This window comes from Paraburkholderia sp. EB58 (assembly GCF_050436665.1).
Taxonomy (GTDB): Bacteria; Pseudomonadota; Gammaproteobacteria; order Burkholderiales; family Burkholderiaceae; genus Paraburkholderia.
The window spans coordinates 1-22,670 of record NZ_JBNDMQ010000053.1; the positions used below are offsets into that span (position 1 = coordinate 1).

35 protein-coding genes and 1 pseudogene are annotated in these 22,670 nt (G+C 59.2%); 34 read left to right on the forward strand and 2 right to left on the reverse strand.

Annotation, left to right across the window (positions count from 1 at the left end; all coding sequences use genetic code 11):
- From tuf to dsbD, 32 genes and pseudogenes are all read left to right on the forward strand, one after another.
- Positions 1-194 (forward strand): annotated as a pseudogene (gene tuf / locus P3T40_RS40960) (elongation factor Tu); the annotation flags it as partial.
- A gap of 137 nt (positions 195-331) precedes the next feature.
- Positions 332-643, forward strand: coding sequence for a 30S ribosomal protein S10 (rpsJ, locus tag P3T40_RS40965; RefSeq protein WP_006998489.1), 312 nt, complete (start codon positions 332-334; stop codon positions 641-643).
- A gap of 188 nt (positions 644-831) precedes the next feature.
- Positions 832-1,491: a 50S ribosomal protein L3 gene (rplC, locus tag P3T40_RS40970; RefSeq protein WP_074301417.1), complete on the forward strand. Its 660-nt coding sequence runs from the start codon at positions 832-834 to the stop codon at positions 1,489-1,491.
- Complete coding sequence (rplD, locus tag P3T40_RS40975; protein ID WP_074262706.1) at positions 1,491-2,111, forward strand: 50S ribosomal protein L4; 621 nt, start codon at positions 1,491-1,493, stop codon at positions 2,109-2,111. The genes rplC and rplD overlap by 1 nt, the downstream gene beginning before the upstream one ends.
- Positions 2,108-2,422 (forward strand): 50S ribosomal protein L23, encoded by a 315-nt coding sequence (gene rplW, locus P3T40_RS40980; protein WP_074262705.1) that lies wholly within the window; start codon positions 2,108-2,110, stop codon positions 2,420-2,422. The genes rplD and rplW overlap by 4 nt, the downstream gene beginning before the upstream one ends.
- Positions 2,423-2,424: 2 nt before the next feature.
- The gene (gene rplB, locus P3T40_RS40985; RefSeq protein WP_429273395.1) at positions 2,425-3,252 is read left to right on the forward strand and encodes a 50S ribosomal protein L2; all 828 of its coding nucleotides are present in this window, start codon (positions 2,425-2,427) and stop codon (positions 3,250-3,252) included.
- A gap of 10 nt (positions 3,253-3,262) precedes the next feature.
- Positions 3,263-3,538: a 30S ribosomal protein S19 gene (rpsS, locus tag P3T40_RS40990; RefSeq protein ID WP_004199273.1), complete on the forward strand. Its 276-nt coding sequence runs from the start codon at positions 3,263-3,265 to the stop codon at positions 3,536-3,538.
- A 7-nt stretch (positions 3,539-3,545) separates the two neighbouring features.
- Complete coding sequence (gene rplV, locus P3T40_RS40995) at positions 3,546-3,878, forward strand: 50S ribosomal protein L22 (RefSeq protein WP_208449389.1); 333 nt, start codon at positions 3,546-3,548, stop codon at positions 3,876-3,878.
- An 11-nt stretch (positions 3,879-3,889) separates the two neighbouring features.
- Positions 3,890-4,696, forward strand: coding sequence for a 30S ribosomal protein S3 (rpsC, locus tag P3T40_RS41000; RefSeq protein ID WP_020070582.1), 807 nt, complete (start codon positions 3,890-3,892; stop codon positions 4,694-4,696).
- Positions 4,697-4,698: 2 nt separating this feature from the next.
- The gene (gene rplP / locus P3T40_RS41005) at positions 4,699-5,115 is read left to right on the forward strand and encodes a 50S ribosomal protein L16 (RefSeq protein ID WP_074262702.1); all 417 of its coding nucleotides are present in this window, start codon (positions 4,699-4,701) and stop codon (positions 5,113-5,115) included.
- Positions 5,116-5,125: 10 nt separating this feature from the next.
- Positions 5,126-5,320 carry a 50S ribosomal protein L29 gene (rpmC, locus tag P3T40_RS41010; RefSeq protein ID WP_007180130.1) on the forward strand — a complete coding sequence of 65 codons (195 nt, stop codon included), beginning with the start codon at positions 5,126-5,128 and terminating at the stop codon, positions 5,318-5,320.
- Entirely contained in the window at positions 5,317-5,589 is a 273-nt protein-coding gene (gene rpsQ / locus P3T40_RS41015; RefSeq protein WP_007180129.1) for a 30S ribosomal protein S17, read from the forward strand. Before rpmC ends, rpsQ begins: the two co-directional genes overlap by 4 nt.
- A gap of 288 nt (positions 5,590-5,877) precedes the next feature.
- Positions 5,878-6,246: a 50S ribosomal protein L14 gene (rplN, locus tag P3T40_RS41020; protein ID WP_006052212.1), complete on the forward strand. Its 369-nt coding sequence runs from the start codon at positions 5,878-5,880 to the stop codon at positions 6,244-6,246.
- A gap of 9 nt (positions 6,247-6,255) precedes the next feature.
- Positions 6,256-6,564 carry a 50S ribosomal protein L24 gene (gene rplX / locus P3T40_RS41025; RefSeq protein ID WP_074262701.1) on the forward strand — a complete coding sequence of 103 codons (309 nt, stop codon included), beginning with the start codon at positions 6,256-6,258 and terminating at the stop codon, positions 6,562-6,564.
- Positions 6,565-6,581: 17 nt separating this feature from the next.
- Positions 6,582-7,121: a 50S ribosomal protein L5 gene (rplE, locus tag P3T40_RS41030; protein ID WP_006052214.1), complete on the forward strand. Its 540-nt coding sequence runs from the start codon at positions 6,582-6,584 to the stop codon at positions 7,119-7,121.
- 7 nt (positions 7,122-7,128) lie between these two features.
- Complete coding sequence (rpsN, locus tag P3T40_RS41035; RefSeq protein WP_074262700.1) at positions 7,129-7,434, forward strand: 30S ribosomal protein S14; 306 nt, start codon at positions 7,129-7,131, stop codon at positions 7,432-7,434.
- Positions 7,435-7,448: 14 nt separating this feature from the next.
- Complete coding sequence (gene rpsH / locus P3T40_RS41040) at positions 7,449-7,844, forward strand: 30S ribosomal protein S8 (protein WP_074262699.1); 396 nt, start codon at positions 7,449-7,451, stop codon at positions 7,842-7,844.
- A gap of 18 nt (positions 7,845-7,862) precedes the next feature.
- Positions 7,863-8,393 (forward strand): 50S ribosomal protein L6, encoded by a 531-nt coding sequence (gene rplF, locus P3T40_RS41045; protein WP_074301420.1) that lies wholly within the window; start codon positions 7,863-7,865, stop codon positions 8,391-8,393.
- Positions 8,394-8,405: 12 nt separating this feature from the next.
- Positions 8,406-8,771 (forward strand): 50S ribosomal protein L18, encoded by a 366-nt coding sequence (rplR, locus tag P3T40_RS41050; RefSeq protein WP_006052218.1) that lies wholly within the window; start codon positions 8,406-8,408, stop codon positions 8,769-8,771.
- Between the two features lie 14 nt (positions 8,772-8,785).
- Positions 8,786-9,304: a 30S ribosomal protein S5 gene (rpsE, locus tag P3T40_RS41055; RefSeq protein ID WP_007180127.1), complete on the forward strand. Its 519-nt coding sequence runs from the start codon at positions 8,786-8,788 to the stop codon at positions 9,302-9,304.
- 10 nt (positions 9,305-9,314) lie between these two features.
- Positions 9,315-9,497: a 50S ribosomal protein L30 gene (rpmD, locus tag P3T40_RS41060; RefSeq protein ID WP_007180126.1), complete on the forward strand. Its 183-nt coding sequence runs from the start codon at positions 9,315-9,317 to the stop codon at positions 9,495-9,497.
- A 29-nt stretch (positions 9,498-9,526) separates the two neighbouring features.
- A complete protein-coding gene (rplO, locus tag P3T40_RS41065; protein ID WP_074301421.1) occupies positions 9,527-9,961 on the forward strand; it encodes a 50S ribosomal protein L15 in 435 nt (144 codons plus the stop codon).
- A 46-nt stretch (positions 9,962-10,007) separates the two neighbouring features.
- Positions 10,008-11,354: a preprotein translocase subunit SecY gene (gene secY / locus P3T40_RS41070; RefSeq protein ID WP_429273396.1), complete on the forward strand. Its 1,347-nt coding sequence runs from the start codon at positions 10,008-10,010 to the stop codon at positions 11,352-11,354.
- An 8-nt stretch (positions 11,355-11,362) separates the two neighbouring features.
- Complete coding sequence (infA, locus tag P3T40_RS41075) at positions 11,363-11,581, forward strand: translation initiation factor IF-1 (RefSeq protein ID WP_004521905.1); 219 nt, start codon at positions 11,363-11,365, stop codon at positions 11,579-11,581.
- Positions 11,582-11,601: 20 nt separating this feature from the next.
- Positions 11,602-11,718, forward strand: coding sequence for a 50S ribosomal protein L36 (rpmJ, locus tag P3T40_RS41080; RefSeq protein WP_004199844.1), 117 nt, complete (start codon positions 11,602-11,604; stop codon positions 11,716-11,718).
- A 41-nt stretch (positions 11,719-11,759) separates the two neighbouring features.
- A complete protein-coding gene (gene rpsM, locus P3T40_RS41085; RefSeq protein WP_006052223.1) occupies positions 11,760-12,125 on the forward strand; it encodes a 30S ribosomal protein S13 in 366 nt (121 codons plus the stop codon).
- A gap of 28 nt (positions 12,126-12,153) precedes the next feature.
- A complete protein-coding gene (rpsK, locus tag P3T40_RS41090) occupies positions 12,154-12,558 on the forward strand; it encodes a 30S ribosomal protein S11 (RefSeq protein ID WP_006052224.1) in 405 nt (134 codons plus the stop codon).
- Positions 12,559-12,712: 154 nt separating this feature from the next.
- On the forward strand, positions 12,713-13,336 hold the full coding sequence (gene rpsD / locus P3T40_RS41095; RefSeq protein WP_074262694.1) for a 30S ribosomal protein S4: 624 nt from the start codon (positions 12,713-12,715) through the stop codon (positions 13,334-13,336).
- Between the two features lie 124 nt (positions 13,337-13,460).
- Entirely contained in the window at positions 13,461-14,438 is a 978-nt protein-coding gene (locus P3T40_RS41100; RefSeq protein ID WP_006052226.1) for a DNA-directed RNA polymerase subunit alpha, read from the forward strand.
- A 185-nt stretch (positions 14,439-14,623) separates the two neighbouring features.
- A complete protein-coding gene (gene rplQ, locus P3T40_RS41105) occupies positions 14,624-15,016 on the forward strand; it encodes a 50S ribosomal protein L17 (protein WP_074262693.1) in 393 nt (130 codons plus the stop codon).
- 156 nt (positions 15,017-15,172) lie between these two features.
- On the forward strand, positions 15,173-15,505 hold the full coding sequence (gene cutA / locus P3T40_RS41110) for a divalent-cation tolerance protein CutA (RefSeq protein WP_429273397.1): 333 nt from the start codon (positions 15,173-15,175) through the stop codon (positions 15,503-15,505).
- Positions 15,498-17,390: a protein-disulfide reductase DsbD gene (gene dsbD / locus P3T40_RS41115; RefSeq protein WP_429273398.1), complete on the forward strand. Its 1,893-nt coding sequence runs from the start codon at positions 15,498-15,500 to the stop codon at positions 17,388-17,390. Before cutA ends, dsbD begins: the two co-directional genes overlap by 8 nt.
- A gap of 177 nt (positions 17,391-17,567) precedes the next feature.
- Here the strand turns inward: dsbD and hemB are convergent, their stop codons facing one another.
- Both hemB and yihA read right to left on the reverse strand, forming a co-directional pair.
- Positions 17,568-18,566, reverse strand: a complete 999-nt coding sequence (gene hemB, locus P3T40_RS41120) for a porphobilinogen synthase (protein ID WP_429273399.1) — start codon at positions 18,564-18,566, stop codon at positions 17,568-17,570.
- 248 nt (positions 18,567-18,814) lie between these two features.
- Positions 18,815-19,477: a ribosome biogenesis GTP-binding protein YihA/YsxC gene (yihA, locus tag P3T40_RS41125; RefSeq protein ID WP_429273400.1), complete on the reverse strand. Its 663-nt coding sequence runs from the start codon at positions 19,475-19,477 to the stop codon at positions 18,815-18,817.
- A gap of 202 nt (positions 19,478-19,679) precedes the next feature.
- On the opposite strand from yihA, the gene P3T40_RS41130 reads away from it, so the two are divergent.
- Together P3T40_RS41130 and P3T40_RS41135 are read left to right on the forward strand one after the other, a co-directional pair.
- Positions 19,680-20,333, forward strand: coding sequence for a c-type cytochrome (locus P3T40_RS41130; RefSeq protein ID WP_429273401.1), 654 nt, complete (start codon positions 19,680-19,682; stop codon positions 20,331-20,333).
- A 127-nt stretch (positions 20,334-20,460) separates the two neighbouring features.
- Positions 20,461-22,668 (forward strand): cytochrome c biogenesis protein ResB, encoded by a 2,208-nt coding sequence (locus P3T40_RS41135; protein ID WP_429273402.1) that lies wholly within the window; start codon positions 20,461-20,463, stop codon positions 22,666-22,668.
- Positions 22,669-22,670 lie beyond the last annotated feature (2 nt).

Here is a 22,670-nt window from a genome sequence, read left to right on the forward strand (position 1 = left end):
TCTACTTCCGTACGACGGACGTGACGGGCTCGATCGAGCTGCCGAAGGACAAGGAAATGGTCATGCCGGGCGACAACGTGTCGATCACGGTGAAGCTGATCAACCCGATCGCGATGGAAGAAGGTCTGCGCTTCGCTATCCGTGAAGGTGGCCGTACCGTCGGTGCAGGTGTCGTTGCCAAGATTCTCGAGTAAAATCGAGGGTTCGCGGTTGCAGTAATTTGCAGTAGATGGTGCCCGGGGTCGGGCGCCCGCCCTCAGCGCGTGTCCGACCCTACGCTCTTTTTATATTTGGCGATGCAATATCGCCTCGCTCTTTCCAAGGAATCGTCATGCAGAACCAGAAAATCCGCATTCGTCTGAAAGCTTTCGACTATCGCCTGATCGATCAATCGGCAGCTGAGATCGTCGACACGGCGAAGCGGACTGGCGCAATCGTTCGTGGTCCGGTGCCCCTGCCGACCCGCATTCAGCGTTTCGACATCCTGCGTTCGCCGCACGTCAACAAGACGTCGCGCGACCAGCTCGAAATCCGTACCCACCAACGCCTGATGGACATCGTTGACCCGACGGACAAGACCGTCGACGCACTGATGAAGCTCGATCTGCCGGCTGGTGTGGACGTCGAAATCAAGCTGCAGTAAGGCTTTGAGGCGATGTTCGGTCCGCTAGACATCGCTAAGTCATTGATTGCTTGCGGAAAACGAAAAGCCTCGCTATAATGCAAGGCTTTTCGCGCATTTGCGCAAAAAAGTCGGCGTGCTTCAGCTTGAAAAGCGCCGGCATTTTGTAAATTAGCCCCGACCAATCGCAGTCGGGAATGGAGAAAACGATGAGCCTTGGACTCGTAGGTCGCAAGGTTGGCATGACCCGTATCTTTACGGCTGAAGGGGATTCGATTCCCGTCACCGTTCTGGACGTGTCCGACAACCGCGTGACGCAGATCAAGACTGTGGAAACCGATGGCTACACGGCCGTTCAGGTTGCATTCGGTACGCGCCGTGCATCGCGCGTGACGAAGCCGCTGGCAGGTCATCTCGCCAAAGCCGGTGTTCAAGCCGGTGAAATCCTCAAAGAATTCCAGATCGATGCCGCTAAGGCTGCCGAGTTGTCGAACGGCACCGTGGTGGGTCCCGAACTGTTCGAAGTAGGCCAGAAGGTCGACGTGCAAGGCGTGTCGATCGGTAAGGGCTACGCCGGTACCATCAAGCGTTACAACTTCGCATCCGGCCGTGCATCGCACGGTAACTCGCGCTCGCACAACGTGCCGGGTTCGATCGGTATGGCGCAGGATCCGGGTCGTGTTTTCCCGGGTAAGCGCATGACCGGTCACATGGGTGACGATACGGTAACCGTGCAAAACCTCGAAATCGCTCGTATCGACGCCGACCGCAAGCTGTTGCTGGTCAAGGGTGCCGTGCCGGGTGCTAAGGGCGGCAAGGTTTTCGTGACGCCGGCCGTGAAGACGCGCGCCGTGAAAGGAGCGAAATAATGGAACTTAAGCTCCTGAATGCCAATGGTCAGGAAGGCGCAGCTGTTAGCGCGTCGGACGTCGTGTTCGGCCGTGATTACAACGAAGCCCTGATTCACCAGGTTGTGGTGGCCTACCAGGCTAACGCACGCAGCGGTAACCGCGCGCAGAAGGACCGTGAGCAAGTCAAGCACACGACCAAGAAGCCGTGGCGTCAAAAGGGTACGGGTCGCGCCCGTGCCGGTATGTCGTCGAGCCCGTTGTGGCGCGGCGGTGGCCGTATCTTCCCGAATTCCCCGGAAGAAAACTTTTCGCACAAGGTTAACAAGAAGATGCATCGCGCAGGTCTCTGCTCGATCTTCTCGCAGCTGGCTCGCGAAGGCCGCATCTCGGTGGTTGACGAGTTGACGCTCGAAGCGCCGAAGACGAAGCTGCTGGCCGAAAAATTCAAGGCGATGGGTCTCGAATCCGTGCTGGTCATTACCGACACGGTTGACGAAAACCTGTACCTCGCGTCGCGCAACCTCGCCCATGTGGCAGTTGTCGAGCCGCGTTACGCCGACCCGCTGTCGCTGATCTACTTCAAGAAGATCCTGATCACGAAGGCTGCGGTCGCCCAGATCGAGGAGTTGCTGTCATGAGCGAGATTCGCAAGAACGATCATCGTTTGATGCAGGTCCTGCTCGCGCCGGTGATCTCCGAAAAGGCGACGCTGGTGGCCGACAAGAACGAGCAAGTTGTGTTCGAAGTCGCGCCCGATGCCACGAAGCAGGAAGTGAAGGCCGCTGTTGAGCTGATGTTCAAGGTGGAAGTCGATTCCGTCAACGTGCTGGTCTCGAAGGGTAAAGCCAAGCGCTTTGGCCGCTTCATGGGCAAGCGCAAGGACGTGAAGAAGGCCTACGTCTGCCTGAAGCCCGGTCAGGAAATCAACTTTGAAGCGGAGGCCAAGTAATCATGGCAATCGTTAAAGTTAAGCCGACTTCGCCGGGTCGCCGCGCGATGGTCAAGGTGGTCAACAAGGATCTGCACAAGGGCAAGCCGTTCGCACCGCTGCTCGACTCGCAGTCCTCGACCGCCGGCCGTAACAACAACGGCCACATCACCACGCGCCATAAGGGCGGTGGTCATAAGCAACACTATCGTGTCGTCGACTTCCGTCGCACGAAGGATGGCATTCCGGCCAAGGTCGAACGTCTCGAGTACGATCCGAACCGTAGCGCGAACATCGCGCTGGTTCTGTACGCAGACGGCGAGCGCCGTTACATCATTGCACCGAAGGGCATTGCCGTCGGCCAGCAACTGATGTCCGGTTCGGAAGCGCCGATCCGTGCAGGCAACACGCTGCCGATCCGCAATATTCCGGTCGGTACGACGATTCACTGCATCGAAATGCTGCCGGGCAAGGGCGCGCAAATGGCGCGTTCGGCTGGTACGTCGGCGATGCTGCTGGCTCGTGAAGGTACCTACGCACAGGTCCGCCTGCGCTCGGGTGAAATCCGCCGCGTTCACGTTGAATGCCGCGCGACGATTGGTGAAGTTGGCAACGAAGAGCATAGCCTCCGTCAAATCGGTAAGGCTGGCGCAAACCGCTGGCGCGGTATCCGCCCGACGGTGCGTGGCGTTGCAATGAACCCGGTCGATCACCCGCACGGCGGTGGTGAAGGCAAGACGGCTGCAGGTCGCGACCCGGTGAGCCCGTGGGGCACGCCTACGAAGGGTTATCGTACCCGCAGCAACAAGCGCACGACGAGCATGATCGTCCAGCGCCGTCACAAGCGTTAAGGAGTAGGCAATGGCACGTTCTGTAAAAAAAGGTCCGTTCTGCGACGCCCATTTGCTGAAGAAAGTTGAGGCGGCTGCAGCTTCGCGTGATAAGAAGCCGATCAAAACCTGGTCGCGTCGTTCGACGATTCTGCCGGATTTCATCGGTCTGACGATTGCCGTGCACAACGGCCGTCAACACGTTCCGGTGTACATCTCGGAAAACATGGTCGGCCACAAGCTTGGCGAGTTTGCTTTGACCCGTACGTTCAAGGGTCACGCAGCCGACAAGAAGGCTAAGAAATAAGGGGCTCATGATGGAAGTGAAAGCAATTCATCGCGGTGCCCGCATCTCGGCGCAGAAAACGCGCCTTGTGGCTGACCAGATCCGCGGTTTGCCGGTCGACAAGGCGCTGAACGTCCTGACGTTCTCGCCGAAGAAGGCTGCGGGAATCGTGAAAAAGGTCGTGCTGTCGGCGATCGCGAATGCGGAGCACAACGAAGGCGCCGATATCGACGAGCTCAAGATTACGAGCATCTACGTCGACAAGGCTGCGTCTCTCAAGCGTTTTACCGCGCGCGCTAAAGGCCGCGGTAACCGCATCGAGAAGCAATCCTGTCACATCACTGTGACGGTCGGGAATTAAGGGGTCATACGATGGGACAGAAAATTCATCCGACTGGCTTCCGTTTGGCCGTCAGCCGCAATTGGGCGTCGCGTTGGTACGCGAACAACAACAATTTCGCGGCGATGTTGCAGGAAGACATCGGTGTACGTGAATACCTGAAGAAGAAGCTGAAGAACGCTTCGGTTGGCCGCGTCGTTATCGAGCGTCCGGCGAAGAACGCGCGCATCACGATTTATAGCTCGCGTCCGGGTGTAGTCATCGGTAAGAAGGGCGAGGATATCGAGCTGCTGAAGTCGGAACTGCAACGCCGCATGGGCGTTCCGGTCCACGTCAACATCGAAGAAATCCGCAAGCCGGAAACCGATGCGCAACTGATCGCCGATTCGATCACGCAACAGCTCGAGCGCCGGATTATGTTCCGTCGCGCGATGAAGCGTGCAATGCAAAACGCAATGCGTCTGGGTGCTCAAGGCATCAAGATCATGAGCGCTGGCCGTCTGAACGGCATCGAAATCGCTCGTACGGAGTGGTATCGCGAAGGTCGCGTGCCTCTTCACACGCTGCGCGCTGACATCGACTACGCGACTTCGGAAGCGAAGACGACGTACGGCATCATCGGCGTGAAGGTGTGGGTCTACAAGGGCGATACGCTCGGCCGCAACGACGCACCGGTGGTTGAAGAAGTCGCCGAAGAAAAGCGTCCGCGCCGCAACGCACGTCCGGGTGGCGATCGCCGTCCGCGTCGCGATGGTGAAGGTGGTGGTCCGGCAGGTGCACGCCGTGGCGCCCCCCGTCGTGCTGGCGGTGCCGGCGGTGACGGGAAGACTGGAGAATAACGATGCTGCAACCGAAACGCAGAAAGTATCGCAAAGAGCAGAAGGGTCGTAACACCGGTATCGCCACCCGCGGCAACGCGGTGTCGTTCGGTGAATACGGTCTGAAGGCTATCGGTCGTGGTCGTTTGACCGCGCGCCAGATTGAAGCGGCGCGTCGTGCAATGACCCGTCACATCAAGCGTGGTGGCCGTATCTGGATCCGCATCTTCCCGGACAAGCCGATCTCGCACAAGCCGGCTGAAGTACGTATGGGTAACGGTAAAGGTAACCCTGAGTACTACGTCGCAGAGATTCAACCGGGCAAGATGCTGTACGAAATGGACGGCGTAACCGAAGAACTGGCACGCGAAGCGTTCCGTCTGGCTGCAGCGAAGCTGCCGCTCAAGACGACCGTTATCGTCCGCCAGCTCGGCGCCTAAGGAGCAAATGATGAAGGCTTCCGAACTTCACCAGAAAGATCAGGCCGCGCTCAACAAGGAGCTGTCGGACCTGTTGAAGGCGCAATTCGGCCTGCGCATGCAACTCGCGACCCAGCAGCTCACGAACACGAGCCAGCTGAAGAAGGTTCGTCGCGACATCGCACGTGTGCGGACCGTCCTGACTGAGAAGGCGAACCAGAAATGAACGATAGCGTAAAAACCTCGCTCAAGCGGACGCTGGTCGGCAAGGTCGTCAGCAACAAGATGGACAAGACGGTCACCGTGCTGGTTGAGCACCGCGTGAAGCACCCGATCTACGGCAAGTACGTCGTGCGTTCGAAGAAGTACCACGCGCACGACGATGCGAATACGTACAACGAGGGCGACCTCGTTGAAATCCAGGAAACGCGTCCGATTTCTAAGACGAAAGCTTGGGTTGTGGCTCGCCTGGTCGAGGCTGCTCGCGTCATCTGACGCCGCATGTTGTAGAAGTAGTTGAAATCGCAGTAAGTTTCGCTTGCAAGACCGAGATTATTTGTTATAATCTCGGTCTTCCCTCTTTGTGGGAGCCCCGTCGCGGGCGAAGTTGGTGGGGGAAGCGGTTCAGGCGCCAGTCTGTTCCGAAGGATTCACCGGATTGCGATGGCGGGTTTCGTTTGCCGTCGCTGCTGTTCTAACCCAAGCAGCCGATTGGCTGACGGGACCAAGACTGACCGGGTACGCCATGGTGGTGTGACCGGATTAAGTTGGGAAAGATAAACCATGATCCAGACCGAAACTCGGCTTGAAGTGGCCGACAACACGGGTGCGCGTGAAGTCATGTGCATCAAGGTGCTCGGCGGCTCGAAGCGTCGTTATGCCAGCATTGGCGACATCATCAAGGTGACCGTCAAAGAGGCAACGCCGCGCGGGCGCGTGAAGAAAGGCGAAATTTATAACGCCGTGGTGGTTCGTACCGCCAAGGGCGTTCGTCGTCAAGACGGCTCGCTGATCAAGTTCGATGGCAACGCCGCTGTGTTGTTGAATGCCAAGCTCGAACCTATTGGCACCCGTATTTTCGGGCCTGTCACGCGCGAGTTGCGTAGCGAACGATTCATGAAGATCGTTTCGCTGGCACCGGAAGTGCTGTAAGGAGTCGCGATGAACAAGATTCGCAAAGGTGACGAAGTTATCGTCATCACCGGCAAGGACAAGGGCAAGCGCGGCATCGTGCTGTCCGTTGGCGAGAACCATGTGACGGTCGAGGGCATCAACCTCGTCAAGAAGCATGTCAAGCCGAACCCGATGAAGGGTACGACGGGCGGCGTGGAAGCCAAGACGATGCCGCTGCAAATTTCGAACGTCGCATTGGTCGACGCGAATGGCAAGGCATCGCGTGTAGGCATCAAGGTCGAAGGAGACAAGAAAGTCCGTTTCCTTAAGACGACCGGTGCCGAGCTGAGCGCCTGACGCTGCGGAGTAAAAAAATGGCTCGTTTGCAAGAGTTTTACAAAGAAAAGGTTGTACCCGGCCTCATCGAGAAGTTCGGTTACAAGTCCGTGATGGAAGTGCCGCGCATCACCAAGATCACCCTGAACATGGGCCTTGGCGAAGCGGTTGCTGACAAGAAGATCATCGAAAACGCCGTTGGCGACCTGACGAAGATCGCAGGCCAGAAGCCGGTGATCACGAAGGCACGCAAGGCAATCGCTGGCTTCAAGATCCGTCAGGGCTATCCGATCGGTGCAATGGTCACGTTGCGTGGTCAGGCAATGTACGAATTTTTGGACCGTTTCGTGACGGTTGCGCTCCCCCGTGTGCGCGACTTCCGTGGCGTGTCGGGTCGTGCGTTCGATGGTCGCGGCAACTACAACATCGGTGTGAAAGAGCAGATCATTTTCCCCGAAATCGACTACGACAAGATCGACGCACTGCGTGGGCTGAATATCAGCATCACGACAACTGCGAAGACCGACGACGAAGCAAAGGCTCTGCTCGCCAGCTTCAAGTTCCCGTTCAGAAACTGAGGTTACCGTGGCTAAACTGGCACTGATCGAACGTGAAAAGAAGCGTGCTCGCCTCGCTGCAAAGTACGCTCCCAAGCGTAACGAGTTGAAGGCGATCATTGGCGATATGAGCAAGTCGGACGAAGAGCACTACGCAGCCCGTCTCGAACTGCAACAACTGCCGCGCAACTCTAATCCGACCCGTAAGCGCAACCGTTGCGCAATTACCGGTCGCCCGCGCGGCACGTTCCGTAAATTCGGGCTGGCGCGTAACAAGATTCGCGAAATCGCGTTCCGCGGCGAGATCCCTGGCCTGACCAAGGCGAGCTGGTAATAGGAGAAACGTAAATGAGCATGAGTGATCCTATCGCCGATATGCTGACTCGCATCCGCAATGCGCAGATGGTTGAGAAGGTTTCGGTGCAAATGCCCTCGTCGAAAGTGAAGGTTGCGATCGCGCAGGTCCTGAAGGACGAAGGCTATATCGACGATTTCGCAGTGAAGTCTGAAGGTGCGAAGTCGGAATTGAACATCGTGTTGAAGTACTACGCTGGCCGTCCGGTCATCGAGCGCATTGAACGCGTCTCGAAGCCTGGTCTGCGTGTGTACCGCGGCCGTAACGACATCCCCGTGGTCATGAATGGCCTCGGCGTGGCAATCGTGTCGACGCCGAAGGGCGTGATGACGGATCGCAAGGCGCGCGCTACGGGCGTTGGCGGCGAAGTCATCTGCTACGTCGCTTAAGGCCGAAAGGAGAGAAACATGTCTCGAGTAGGTAAAAGCCCGATCGTGCTGCAAGGTGCGGAAGTGGCCCTGAGCGACGAACGCATCACCGTCAAGGGTCCGCTGGGCACGATTACGCAAGCTGCAAACCGCCTCGTAAAAGTGGTGAATGACAACGGCACGCTGAAGTTCGAGCCGGTTGACGAAAGCCGCGAAGCGAACGCGATGTCGGGCACGATGCGCGCACTAGTTGCGAACATGGTGAACGGCGTGACGAAGGGTTTCGAGCGCAAGCTGACGCTGGTTGGCGTCGGTTACCGCGCACAAGCGCAAGGCGACAAGCTGAACCTGTCGCTGGGTTTCTCGCACCCTGTGGTGCACCAGATGCCGGAAGGCGTCAAGGCTGAAACCCCGACGCAAACCGAAATCGTGATCAAGGGGATCAATAAGCAACAAGTTGGCCAGGTCGCTGCAGAAGTGCGCGGCTATCGCCCGCCGGAGCCCTACAAGGGCAAGGGTGTGCGTTACGCCAACGAGGTTGTGATCCTCAAAGAAACGAAGAAGAAGTAAGGGTGCGCAATCATGGATAAGACTCAATCTCGCCTGCGCCGCGCTCGTCAGACGCGTATCAAGATCGCTGAGCTGCAGGTCGCGCGTCTCGCCGTGCATCGCACGAACACGCACATCTATGCGCAAGTGTTCTCGCCGTGCGGCACCAAGGTGCTCGCCAGCGCGTCGACGCTCGAAGCCGAAGTGCGTGCGCAACTGGCTGATCAGACCGGCAAGGGTGGCAACGTTGCTGCTGCTACGCTGATTGGCAAGCGCATTGCAGAAAAGGCTAAGGCTGCCGGCATCGAATCCGTCGCCTTCGACCGTTCGGGTTTCCGTTACCACGGCCGCGTGAAAGCGCTGGCTGATGCGGCGCGCGAAGCCGGACTCAAGTTCTAAGGGAAGAATTCGTCATGGCAAAGATGCAAGCGAAAGTTCAGGCTGACGAACGCGACGACGGCCTGCGCGAAAAGATGATTTCGGTCAACCGCGTGACCAAGGTTGTGAAGGGCGGCCGGATTCTCGGTTTTGCCGCACTGACCGTGGTTGGCGACGGCGATGGCCGCATCGGCATGGGCAAGGGCAAAGCGAAGGAAGTTCCGGTTGCTGTTCAAAAGGCAATGGAACAAGCTCGTCGCAACATGTTCAAGGTACCGCTGAAGAATGGTACGTTGCAACACGAAGTGCACGGTAAGCACGGCGCATCCGCAGTCCTCCTCGCCCCGGCGAAGGATGGTACGGGCGTGATCGCTGGTGGGCCGATGCGCGCGGTGTTCGACGTGATGGGCGTGCAAAACGTGGTTGCTAAGAGCCACGGTTCGACGAACCCGTACAACCTCGTTCGTGCAACGCTCGACGGTCTGCGCAAGCAGTCGACGCCGGGCGACATCGCGGCGAAGCGCGGCAAGTCCGTCGAAGATATTCTGGGCTAAGGTGGACACCATGTCTGATAAAACTGTCAAGGTCCAGCTCGTCAAGAGCCTGATCGGCACCCGTGAAACGCACCGTGCAACGGTGCGTGGCCTGGGCCTGCGCCGACTCAACTCGGTCAGCGAGTTGCAGGACACGCCGGCTGTGCGCGGCATGATCAACAAGGTTTCGTACCTCGTTAAGGTCATCAGCTAAGCGGCTGACCAGGACTCAAGGAGTTGATAATGGAATTGAATAACCTGAAGCCGGCCGAAGGCTCGAAGCACGCAAAGCGTCGCGTGGGTCGTGGTATCGGTTCGGGCCTCGGCAAGACGGCTGGCCGTGGTCACAAGGGTCAGAAGTCGCGTTCGGGCGGCTTCCACAAGGTTGGCTTCGAAGGCGGTCAAATGCCGCTGCAACGTCGCCTGCCGAAGCGGGGCTTCACCTCGCTGACGAAGGAATTCGTCGGTGAAGTACGTCTGTCGGATCTGGAAAAGCTGCCGGTCGACGAAATCGATCTGTTGGCTCTGAAGCAAGCCGGCCTGGTCGGCGAACTGATCAAGAGCGCCAAGATCATCGCGACGGGCGAACTGAAGCGCAAGATCGTTGTGAAGGGTCTGGGTGCGACGAAGGGTGCGCGCGCTGCGATTGAAGCAGCTGGCGGCTCCTTTGCCGAGTAACGTGCAAGTCGTTTGCCGTCACTAGCATTTGCATCGGAGAAGCTACTTGGCTAACAGCCCGAGTCTCGCAAAACCCGGTCGAAGCGCGGCGAAGTTCGGTGATCTGCGTCGGCGTGCAGTGTTCCTGCTGCTGGCGCTGGTCGTCTACCGTATCGGCGCGCATATTCCGGTTCCGGGTATTGATCCGGACCAACTGGCAAAGCTGTTCCAAAGCCAGTCGGGTGGCATCCTTGGCATGTTCAACATGTTCTCGGGTGGCGCACTTTCGCGGTTCACGATTTTCGCGCTTGGGATCATGCCGTATATTTCGGCGTCGATCATCATGCAGTTGCTGGCGATCGTCTCGCCGCAAATGGAAGCGCTGAAGAAAGAAGGGCAGGCGGGTCAACGGAAGATTACGCAGTACACGCGTGTCTTTACGGTCCTGCTGGCGACGTTCCAGGCGTTCGGCATTGCCGTAGCGCTTGAGAACCAGCCAGGCCTTGTGATCGATCCGGGTATGGTGTTCCGGCTGACAACGGTCGTAACGCTAGTGACTGGCACGATGTTCCTGATGTGGCTGGGTGAGCAGATCACGGAGCGCGGGCTTGGCAACGGTATCTCGATCATTATTTTCGGCGGGATTGCGGCGGGTTTCCCGAATGCAATCGGCGGCTTGTTCGAACTGGTGCGAACCGGCTCGATGGGTCCGATCTCCGCGATTATTGTGGTTGCACTGATTGCTGCTGTGACTTATCTGGTGGTGTTCATCGAACGCGGCCAGCGCAAGATCCTTGTGAACTATGCGAAGCGGCAAGTCGGGAACAAGATTTACGGCGGGCAGTCGTCACATCTGCCGCTGAAGCTGAACATGTCGGGCGTGATTCCGCCGATCTTTGCATCGTCGATCATTCTCTTCCCGGCAACTATCCTGAACTGGTTCAGTTCAGGGTCGCGTAACAGCTGGTTCGCAGACACGCTGCATAACGTGGCCGACGCCCTTAAGCCCGGTCAACCTGTGTATGTGTTGTTGTACGCGTTGGCGATCGTTTTCTTCTGCTTTTTCTACACCGCATTGGTGTTCAACAGCAGGGAAACGGCCGACAACCTGAAGAAGAGCGGCGCTTTCGTCCCAGGTATTCGCCCGGGCGATCAGACGGCTCGATATATCGACCGCATCCTCACGCGTCTGACGCTGGCCGGTGCGATCTACATCGTGTTCGTGTGTCTGCTGCCCGAATTTCTGGTGCTGCGCTGGAACGTGCCGTTTTATTTTGGTGGAACGTCGCTGCTGATCATTGTCGTCGTCACAATGGATTTCATGGCGCAGGTGCAGTCGTACGTTATGTCGCAACAGTATGAATCGCTGCTGAAGAAAGCCAATTTCAAAGGCGGCGGCGTCCCGATGCGTTGAAAGGACTTATGGCCAAAGACGATGTGATCCAGATGCAGGGTGAAGTCATCGAAAACCTGCCTAATGCTACCTTCAGGGTGAAGCTGGAAAACGGCCATGTCGTATTGGGACACATATCCGGCAAGATGCGGATGCACTACATCCGAATCCTGCCGGGCGACAAGGTGACGGTTGAATTGACGCCTTACGATCTGTCGCGTGCGCGGATCGTGTTCCGGGCGAAGTGATTTGAAAAAAGGGTAATATCATGAAAGTGATGGCATCGGTTAAGCGCATTTGCCGCAATTGCAAGATCATCAAGCGCAAAGGCGTTGTGCGCGTGATTTGCAGCTCTGATCCGCGCCACAAACAGCGTCAAGGCTGAACGCCGCGCTTTTGCTTGCGCTTTTTGTTTGAGGAAAAACAATGGCTCGTATCGCAGGGGTTAACATCCCGAATCACCAGCATACCGAAATTGGCCTGACGGCAATTTACGGTATTGGCCGCACGCGCTCGCGCGACATTTGCGTCGCTGCTGGTGTGGCATTTTCGAAGAAGGTCAAGGACCTGAACGACGCAGACCTCGAAAAGCTGCGTGAAGAAGTCGGCAAGTTCATCGTTGAAGGCGATCTTCGCCGTGAAACGACGATGAACATCAAGCGGCTGATGGATCTGGGCTGCTATCGTGGCGTGCGTCATCGTAAGGGCTTGCCCCTGCGTGGCCAACGCACGCGTACGAATGCCCGTACGCGCAAGGGTCCGCGTCGTGCAGCGCAATCGCTGAAGAAGTAAGCGGAACTGACAGTTACAGGAAAACGTAATGGCTAAGGCTTCGAACAACTCCGCGGCGCAACGCGTTCGCAAGAAGGTCAAGAAGAACGTCGCCGAGGGCGTGGTTCACGTTCACGCGTCGTTCAACAACACCATCATCACGATCACCGATCGTCAAGGCAATGCACTCGCCTGGGCAACGTCGGGCGGTCAGGGCTTCAAGGGTTCGCGTAAATCGACCCCGTTTGCAGCCCAGGTGGCAGCCGAATCGGCTGGCCGCGTGGCGATGGAATACGGCGTGAAGAACCTCGAAGTGCGGATCAAGGGCCCTGGCCCTGGCCGTGAGTCCGCGGTGCGCGCGTTGCATGGTCTTGGTATCAAGATCACCGCGATCTCCGACGTGACGCCGGTACCGCACAACGGCTGCCGTCCGCCGAAGCGTCGTCGTATCTAAGACGCTTGTTTCGCTAGCGCCTGTTGCCGCCGGGTTATGTGCCGGCGACGACGGGCTGCTTGCGTTATTGAATTGACTAAGCCCACCGTTCGACCCAAAGGGTTCGGACTAGCGTGAACGCGAGTTCGCGTGATCAATCATAGAAGGAATCAACGTGGCACGTTATATCGGCCCTAAGGCCAAGCTGTCCCGCCGTGAAGGCACTGACCTCTTCCTGAAGAGCGCCCGTCGTTCGCTGGCTGACAAGTGCAAGCTTGACAGCAAGCCCGGCCAACATGGCCGCACCTCGGGTGCCCGTACGTCCGACTACGGCACGCAGCTGCGCGAAAAGCAAAAAGTGAAGCGCATCTACGGCGTTCTCGAGCGCCAGTTCCGCCGTTACTTCGCTGAAGCCGACCGCCTCAAGGGCAACACGGGTGAAAACCTGCTGCAATTGCTCGAGTCGCGTCTCGACAACGTCGTGTATCGCATGGGCTTCGGCTCGACGCGCGCTGAAGCGCGTCAGCTCGTCGGTCACAAGGCGATCACGGTGAATGGCGTTGTCACCAACATCCCGTCGCTGCAGGTTAAGGCAGGTGATGTGGTTGCGGTGCGCGAACAGGCCAAGAAGCAAGCGCGTATTCTCGAAGCGCTGTCGTTGGCTGAGCAAGGCGGTCTGCCGAGCTGGGTCGCTGTCGATTCGAAGAAGTTCGAAGGCACGTTCAAGAGCAAGCCGGAACGCAGCGACATCGCTGGCGATATCAACGAAAGCCTGATCGTCGAATTGTATTCGCGGTAATCGGATTGACGGCCGGGGCACCCTGATTGCGTCGCGCAAGGGGGCGCCTCGGCTGTTTATTTTCAGGTTGTTACCGGTCAGCCTTATCGGTGTAACGAGCCGAGGGTATTGAAAAGGAAAACCTATGCAAACCAGTTTGTTGAAGCCCAAGATCATCGCGGTTGAATCGCTTGGTGAGAGCCATGCGAAAGTGGTCATGGAACCGTTTGAACGCGGTTACGGCCACACCTTGGGTAATGCGCTCCGGCGCGTCCTGCTGTCGTCGATGATCGGCTACGCGCCGACCGAAGTGACGATCGCAGGCGTTGTTCACGAGTATTCGACGCTCGACGGTGTGCAAGAGGACGTAGTCAACCTGTTGTTGAACCTGAAGGGCGTGGTCTTCAAGCTGCATAACCGTGACGAAGTGACGGTTACGCTGCGCAAGGAAGGCGAAGGCGTTGTCACCGCTGGCGACATCGAACTCGCGCACGATTGCGAAGTCATCAATCCGGATCACGTGATTGCGCACCTGTCGAAGGGTGGCAAGCTCGACGTACAGATCAAGGTCGAAAAGGGCCGCGGTTATGTGCCGGGTAACGTGCGTCGTTACGGCGAAGAGTCGGCCAAGATCATCGGCCGTATCGTGCTAGATGCGTCGTTCTCGCCGGTTCGCCGCGTGAGCTACGCCGTCGAAAGCGCGCGTGTCGAGCAGCGTACGGACCTCGACAAGCTCGTGATGAACATCGAAACCAACGGTGTGATTTCGCCGGAAGAAGCGATCCGTCAATCGGCGCGTATTCTGGTCGATCAACTGTCGGTGTTCGCTGCTCTGGAAGGCACGGAAGCTACGGCTGAAGCGCCGTCGCGTGCGCCGCAGATCGATCCGATCCTGCTGCGTCCGGTGGATGATCTCGAACTGACGGTTCGTTCCGCGAACTGCCTGAAGGCCGAGAACATTTACTACATCGGCGACCTGATCCAGCGCACGGAAAACGAGCTGCTGAAGACGCCGAATCTGGGCCGCAAGTCGCTGAACGAAATCAAGGAAGTACTGGCGTCGCGTGGTTTGACGCTCGGCATGAAGCTCGAAAACTGGCCGCCGGCTGGGCTGGACAAGTAAGTCGCGCAGTTAACAGGTATTCAGCTGAGACGAAAGTCATCGCTGCACTACTGGCACGGACGCGGATTTTCCTTTAAAATCCGCGTCTTGCCTTTTTTCACTACCGGCCCGTGCACTCGCAAACCTTCGGGTTCGCCGAGCGCGATAGAAGAGCTGGACCAAAACTTTGAATCGAAGGAATTGAAATGCGTCACCGTCATGGTCTGCGGAAACTGAACCGCACGAGCAGCCACCGTCTGGCAATGCTCCGTAACATGTCAAACTCGCTGATCGAGCACGAAGTCATCAAGACGACGCTGCCGAAGGCGAAGGAACTCCGTAAAGTCGTCGAGCCGCTGATCACGCTCGGCAAGAAGCCGTCGCTGGCAAATCGTCGTCTGGCGTTCAACCGCCTGCGCGATCGTGATTCCGTCTCGAAGCTGTTCGACGTGCTCGGCCCGCGCTTCGCAAACCGTCCGGGTGGCTATCTGCGCATCCTGAAGTTCGGTTTCCGCGTTGGCGACAACGCACCGATGGCACTGGTCGAATTGATGGACCGTCCGGAAGTCGAAGAAGTTGAAGTGCAAGAAGCTGAATAAGCTTCCTGCATCGGGAAAAAAAGCCAGGCGATGCCTGGCTTTTTGTTTGTAGCGACGGAACACAGCCCGGCAGCCCGCGGCGCAGCGACCGTCAGCGGCTGATCAACTGCGGTGATACGATAGCGGCAACCCTGTCCTACCCAGCCGGAGCGGTCTGTGAGCTCGAATGTGACGTTGATCCTGACAACAGTGCCCGATTTGGACACGGCGCAGAAGCTCGCAGCACAGGTCCTCGATGCGCGTCTTGCTGCGTGTGTCAGCCAGCAAGGCGCCGTGCACTCCACGTATCACTGGCAAGGCAAGCTCGAGTCGGCTGATGAGATTCAAATGCTCTTCAAAACGAGCATCGCGCGGGCTCCCGAGCTCGAGCAGTTCATCCAGAAGCACCATCCGTACGACACGCCCGAAATCCTCTGCTGGCAAGCCACCGCATCCGCGGCCTACGGCCAGTGGGTCATTGCTGAAACTCAACGCCCTGTTCATGTTTAACGCTCTGCACCGACGGGGGCGCGAAACGCTGCGCGCGGCCGTCCTGTTTATCTCTTGTCTGCTGGTTGTCGTGATGTCCGCGGGCGTGGCGCGCGCTGACGATGATTTTCTCGATCCGGCGGTCGCCTTCAAGTTCAGCGCCACCGAGCAGCCGGGCGAAGTTGTCGTTCACTACAAGATTGCTGACGGTTACTACATGTATCGGGAGCGTTTCGCATTCGCAACCCGCAATGGCACGGTGACGATCGGCGATCCACAGTTGCCGGCCGGTCACGTCAAGTTCGATCAAACGTTCGGGAAAAACGTCGAAACTTACCGCAACGACTTGACGATCCACATCCCGGTGAAACAGGCGTCAGGTCCGTTCGATCTGGCGGTGACCTCCCAAGGCTGCGCGGACGCGGGGATCTGCTATCCGCCCATGGAGCGTGTCTACCACGTGGACGGCGCCGCGCTACACGCCGCCAGCACGAGTCCCGCTCCGGCGGCCGCCGCGCAGGTGGCGCCGGACGGCGCGGCCGGTACATCCTCGTGGTATGAACGCACAACCAGCGCCGACTATGCGCAGTCGCTCCTGCAAGGCGGCAGCTTCTTCGCGATCGTCGGGATTTTCTTCGTCGTGGGCGCTGTATTGAGCCTGCTGCCGTGTTCGTATCCGATGATCCCGATCCTGTCGGCGATCATCATCGGTGAAGGGGCGCGCGTGACTCGCGGGCGGGGCTTCGCGCTGTCGCTCGCCTATGTGATCGGGATGGCGCTGGTCTACACGGTGCTCGGGATCGCAGCGGCACTGGTGGGTCAGAGCCTCGGCGCGTGGCTGCAAAATCCGTGGGTCCTGGGCGCGTTCGGTGTGCTGCTGACCGTGTTCGCCGTGACGCTGATTGCGGGCTACGACATCGCGTTGCCGCAGCGCTGGCAGGATGGGGCGTCGACCGCGTCGCAAGGTCGCTCCGGTGGCAAATTCGCGGCTGTGGCCGCGATGGGCGCGTTGTCGGCGCTAGTCGTCGGCGCATGCATGACGGCGCCGCTGTTCGCCGTTCTGGCGTTTATCGCGCATACCGGCAATGCACTGCTGGGTGGGGCCGCGCTGTTTTCAATGGGTATCGGCCTTGGCGTCCCGCTGTTGATCATCGGCCTCGGTGCTGGCACATTTTTGCCGCGCGCGGGTGCGTGGATGGATGGCGTGAAGGTCTTTTTCGGTGTGGTCCTGCTCGCTGCCGCGTTGTGGATCGTCTGGCCGGTGCTTGATCCGGTCGCGCAGATGCTGCTGAGCGCGCTGTGGCTGCTGGTCGCGGCGGCCGCGTTGGGCCTGTTCTCGGCACCGGCCGGTCCCAGTTCGGTGTGGCGCCGGCTTGGCCGCGGCTTGGGCGTCGCGTTGACGATCTGGGCCGCGGTGCTGCTGGTGGGCCTTGCGGCTGGATCGTCCGATCCGCTGAAGCCATTGGCGGTACTGGCCGCGCGCGGCGGTGTCGGCGGCGCGGCGGGGACGTTGTCAGACGCGCCGAATGCCACGCAGGTCGACAGCCTGACATTTGCCCCGGTGCGTTCGTCCGCCCAGCTTGATGAGGCCGTGAAAACGGCCGCCCAGCCGGCCATGCTGGACTTCTATGCCGACTGGTGCGTGAGCTGCAAGGAGATGGAGAAGTTCACCTTCAGCGACCCGCGCGTGCATGCTCGTCTGCAGCAACTCAACCTTTTGCGCGCGGACGTTACAGCGAATAACCCGGATGACCAGGCGCTGCTGAAGCGTTTCAAGCTCTTCGGCCCGCCGGGCATCATCTTTTTCGATCAGAGCGGCGCGGAAGTCCTGCGCGTGGTGGGCTACGAGTCAGCAGATACCTTCCTGCACAGCCTCGACCGGATCCCCACGCCGCCTCAGTCGTAAACGGGACGCCGTGCGCGGCGCCGGGACCGCGGGAATCGCGACCGGCAACAACGCAGCCGTAAAAAAGCGGAAGCGCCGTCTCCAGCGCCTCCGCTTCATCAACCGTTAGCCGCCTAACCGGCGGCTCCGCCTGCACTCATGCGTCATGAGGCCCACAAAACCGCGCCCCGCAACCCGCTACTTTTGCGCCCGCAGGATCCGCGCAGCATCCAGCGCGAAGTACGTCAGCACGCCATCCGCACCGGCCCGCTTGAACGCCAGCAGCGATTCCATCATCGCCTTGTCGTGATCGAGCCAGCCATTCTGTGCGGCGGCCTTCAGCATCGCGTACTCTCCGCTCACCTGATACACATAGGTCGGAAAGCGGAACTCGTCTTTCACGCGCCGGACGATATCAAGGTACGGCATGCCGGGCTTGACCATCACCATGTCCGCGCCTTCTTCGATGTCCGCACGCACTTCCCGCAACGCTTCATCCGAGTTCGCCGGGTCCATCTGATACGTCATCTTGTTGCTCTTGCCGAGGTTCGTCGCGGAACCGACAGCATCGCGGAACGGGCCATAGAAGGCCGACGCGAACTTGGCCGAGTAGGCCATGATCCGCGTGTGGATGTGATCCTCGCTTTCGAGCATTTCGCGGATCGCGCCGATGCGCCCATCCATCATGTCCGACGGTGCGACGATATCGACGCCCGCTTCGGCCTGGGCACGCGCCTGCTCGACGAGAATATCGATGGTCTCGTCGTTGATGACATAGCCCGCTTCATCAAGCACGCCGTCCTGGCCGTGGCTCGTGTACGGATCGAGCGCAACGTCGGTGAGCACACCCAGATCGGGGAAGCGCTTTTTCAGTTCGCGAACGGCGCGCGGGACCAAGCCCGCTTCGTTGGTGGCTTCGTGGCCATCCGGCGTCTTCAGCGAAGGCTCGATCGCCGGAAATAGCGACAGCACCGGCACGCCGAGTTCGACGCACTGTTCGGCTACGCCCATCAGCAGATCGACCGACACGCGCTCGACGCCCGGCATCGACGGCACGGCTTGCCGCACGTTGGTGCCTTCGACGACGAACACGGGGTAGATCAGGTCGTTGGTGGTGAGGATGTTTTCCCGCATGAGGCGGCGCGAGAAGTCGTCGCGGCGCATACGGCGCGGACGGTGATGCGGATAGAAGCTCATATCGGATGTCGTGAATATCGTGGAGATGACAAAAACGCCTGCCTCCGCCTGCCGGAAACTCTTTTCGAGACAATGGTATATCATACCGATCGAGCAAGGCGCCTGGCGCTGACCTCCCCGCTTCTCCTCCCTGAGCGGGTGCCTGTCGTTTTTTCGATTAGGCTGTTTGGCCCGCCGTCAGTAGCGGCGGGTTTTTTTATGGGCGCGCGAAATAGGGCCTAGACCGGGCCTAAGCCGCCCTCAGGCGCTTACTCGGCGGCAGCTCCGTCGTCCGCAGCGTCCGCTGCGTCAGGGATCAGCCAGCTTTCGATCAGTTCGTGAGCCTCGTCCAGGCCGACGCGTTTGAGGGCCGAGAAGAGCTGGGCGGTCAATTCGCCCTGGTAGCCGGCGGCGCGGTATTCGGCCAGACCTTTCTGGGTGGTCCGAAGTGCGTTGATGCTCTCCTGCCGCGTCAATTTGTCGCACTTTGTCAGCAAAGTGTGGATCGGCTTGCCGGTCGGCGCGAACCACTCGATCATCGTCCGGTCCAGGTCGGTCAGCGGTCGGCGCGAATCCATCATCAAAATCATGCCGCGCAGTTGCGAGCGCGACTGCAGGTAGCTCGACAGCAGCGCCTCCCAGTGTGCCTTGGCGGCACCCGGCACTTCAGCATAGCCATAACCGGGCAGATCCACCAGATGCGCTACCGGCTCGTCCGCCGGCCCCACCGAGAAGTAATTGATGTGCTGCGTGCGGCCCGGCGTCTTACTGGCGAAGGCGAGGCGCTTCTGGTTGCACAGCAGATTGATCGCCGTCGACTTGCCCGCATTCGAACGCCCGGCAAACGCAATTTCGGGCTGCGGGGTGGCCGGCAGATCACGCAGGTGATTGACGGTCGTAAAGAAGCGGGATTGGTGGAGCAGGAAGGACATGGGGGAACCAGGATATGAGACGCCGGGGAACCCGGAGTGGGGACGGGTCAAGCCCGACTGGCGTCTAAGCGATTAGCGAGTTATTGTACAATACGATGGTTTACTGAAGACCTGAGGGGCCAGCGCGCGTGCCTCTGCGGTAGGTCGGTCGCCGTCGTTTTGCAGAACCTCTAATTCCCACAAGACGAAACAGGGTGTGCGAATGAATCGACTGTGCAAAGCTCTGATGGTGTTTCAAGTAGCGGCAGGTCTTTCAGTTTTAGCAGTTCAGGCGCGAGCAGCAGATCCGGGAAAACCGGACATCAATCGGGGACAAGCAATTGCGACGCAGGTTTGCGCGTCATGTCACGGTGCCGATGGCAATAGCGCTGGCGGCGCCTATCCCAAGCTGGCGGGCCAGCATCCCGAATATCTCGTCAAGCAGTTGATGGATTTCAAAACCCAGCCAGGCGCCAAGCAACCCGCCCGTAATAATGCGATTATGGCGGCCATGGCCGCGCCACTGTCCAATCAGGACATGGTCAACGTCGCTGCATATTTTGCGGCGCAGACGCCGAAGCCGGGTTACGCACACAACAAGAACACGGTCCCGTTAGGGGAAAAGATTTATCGTGGCGGCATCGCCGAACGGGCTGTGCCGGCTTGCGCGAGCTGCCACGGACCTACCGGTCAGGGTATCCCGGTGCAGTATCCGCGTCTGTCTGGGCAGTGGGCGGACTATACGGTGACGCAGCTGAACGCGTTCACGCAGGGGCCGGGCGCGCGCAACAATAGCGATCCAATGCATACCATTGCGTCGCGGCTGTCAGATAGCGATATCAAGGCCGTGGCCGATTACATCGCGGGCTTGCATTAAAAAGTCCGCACGCAAGTGCAACCGGCCCAACGAGGCCGGTGAAAAACAAGAAAAGGGTGATGGCGTCGTGCGCTCCATGCGTTAGCGACGGCCGTTCACCCTTTTTTGCTGTTCTGTCGGAGTGTGAATGAGCGTCACCACGTCGGGTATTGAAGTCAAGTCGGGCCAGCGGCCCATGCGTCGGGCCATTGAGTTGTTGAGTTCGATGCGATTCGCGATCGCGCTGCTGGTGGTCCTGTCGATCGCCAGCATCATCGGCACCGTCCTTACCCAGGACGACCCGTATCCCAACTACGTCAATCAGTTCGGTCCCTTCTGGGCGGATATCTTCCGCTCGCTGAGCCTGTACACCGTGTACAGCGCCTGGTGGTTCATGCTGATCCTCGGCTTTCTGATGGTCTCGGTGTCGCTGTGCGTGATCCGCAACGCGCCCAAGATGATCGCCGACATAAAGAGCTGGAAGGACAAAGTCCGCGAGTCGAGCCTGCGCGCCTTCCATCACAAGGGCGAGTTCGCGGTGAGCGGCACGCGCGCAGAAGCCTCGGCCACACTGTCGAAACTTTCGGGTCGGCTCGGCTACAAGTTCGTGACGCGTGAGTCGGACGGTGCCACGCTGATTGCTGCCAAGCGCGGTGCGCTCACCAAGCTTGGCTATATCTCCGCGCATCTTGCGATCGTCATCATCTGTCTGGGTGGCCTGCTCGACAGCAATCTGCCCATCAAGCTGCAGATGTGGATGTTCAACAAGACGCCGATCAACAGCAACTCGGTGATCAACGACATTCCGGCTGAGCACCGTTTGTCGCAATCGAATCCGACCTTCCGCGGTTACGCGTGGGTGCCGGAAGGCGAGCATGTCTCGACGGCTATCTTGAACCAGCCGAACGGTTCGCTGATTCAGGACCTGCCGTTTTCGATCCAGTTGAACAAGTTCATCGTCGACTACTACTCAACCGGCATGCCGAAGCTGTTCGCGAGCGACATCGTCGTGATCGACCACAAGACCGGTGAGAAAATTCCGGCGCGGGTCGAAGTGAACAAGCCATTCGAGTACGACGGCGTGTCGATCTACCAGTCGAGCTTCCAGGACGGCGGCTCGCAGATGCAAATGACCGCGTACCCGATGACGGGCACCAGCGCGAAGACCGCCCCGTTCGGCGGCACCATTGGCAACTCGGCGCCGTTGGGCAACGCCGTGCCCGGCGCGGATGGCCAGACCATCGAATTCGCCGACTTCCGCGCCATCAACGTCGAAAACATCTCGAACGGCAGCGGCGCCAATGACGTCCGCGGCGTCGCCCACCAAACGCTGAAGGAGGCGTTCGACGAGCGGCTCGGCTCGGGTGCCAAGACCTCGAAGCCGCTGGATCTGCACAACGTCGGCCCGTCGGTGCAGTACAAGGTGCGCGGTAAGGACGGCCAGGCGCGCGAATACAACAACTACATGCTGCCGGTCGACGTGAGCGGCGAGAAGATGTTCCTCGCCGGCATGCGCGTCAACCCGGACGACCCGTTCCGTTATCTGCGCATACCTGCCGACCAGGGTGGCACGGTCAAGGAATGGATGAACCTGCGCGCCATACTCGAGAATCCGGCCATGCGCGCCGCCGCGGCGCACCGTTTTGCACAGCGCTCGGTGCCGTCGTCCAACCCGGAACTGCAGCAACATCTCGAAGAAAGCGCGCTGCGCGTATTGACCCTCTTTGCCGCCGGCGATAGCAGCGTCGGCATGATGCAGGGCGGCCAGAACATTGGCGGCTTTCAGGCGATCGCCGCGTTTATCGACCGCTCGGTGCCGAAGGGCGAGCAGGAAAAAGCGGCCTCGCTGCTGCTGCGCATGCTTGAAGGTTCGACATGGGACCTGTGGCAACTGGCCCGCGAGCAGGCCGGCGAGCCCGACGCGACGCCGTCGGCGGACACGAGCCTTTTTATCCAGAGCTCGATCAACGCCCTATCCGACAGCTTTTTGTATGGTTCACCGGTCTATTTACAACTTGACTCATTCAAGCAGGTGCAAGCTTCGGTATTTCAGTTGACGCGCGCGCCGGGTAAAAAAGTCGTGTATCTTGGCAGCCTGCTCCTCGTATTGGGCATCTTCTCGATGTTCTACGTCCGTGAACGGCGCCTGTGGTTCTGGATCAAAGATACTGATCACGGTACGAACGTCGTGATGGCGATGTCGAGCGCACGCAAGACGTTCGACTTCGACAAGGAGTTTGCTCAGACGCGCGACGCTGTCGGCGTCGTGCTGGGTGCTAAACCCACCGACGCGGCTGACAAGACCGGCACGCCCGGTGCAGCATCGTCCGCAGGCTCACAAGATTCGACCCGGTAAGA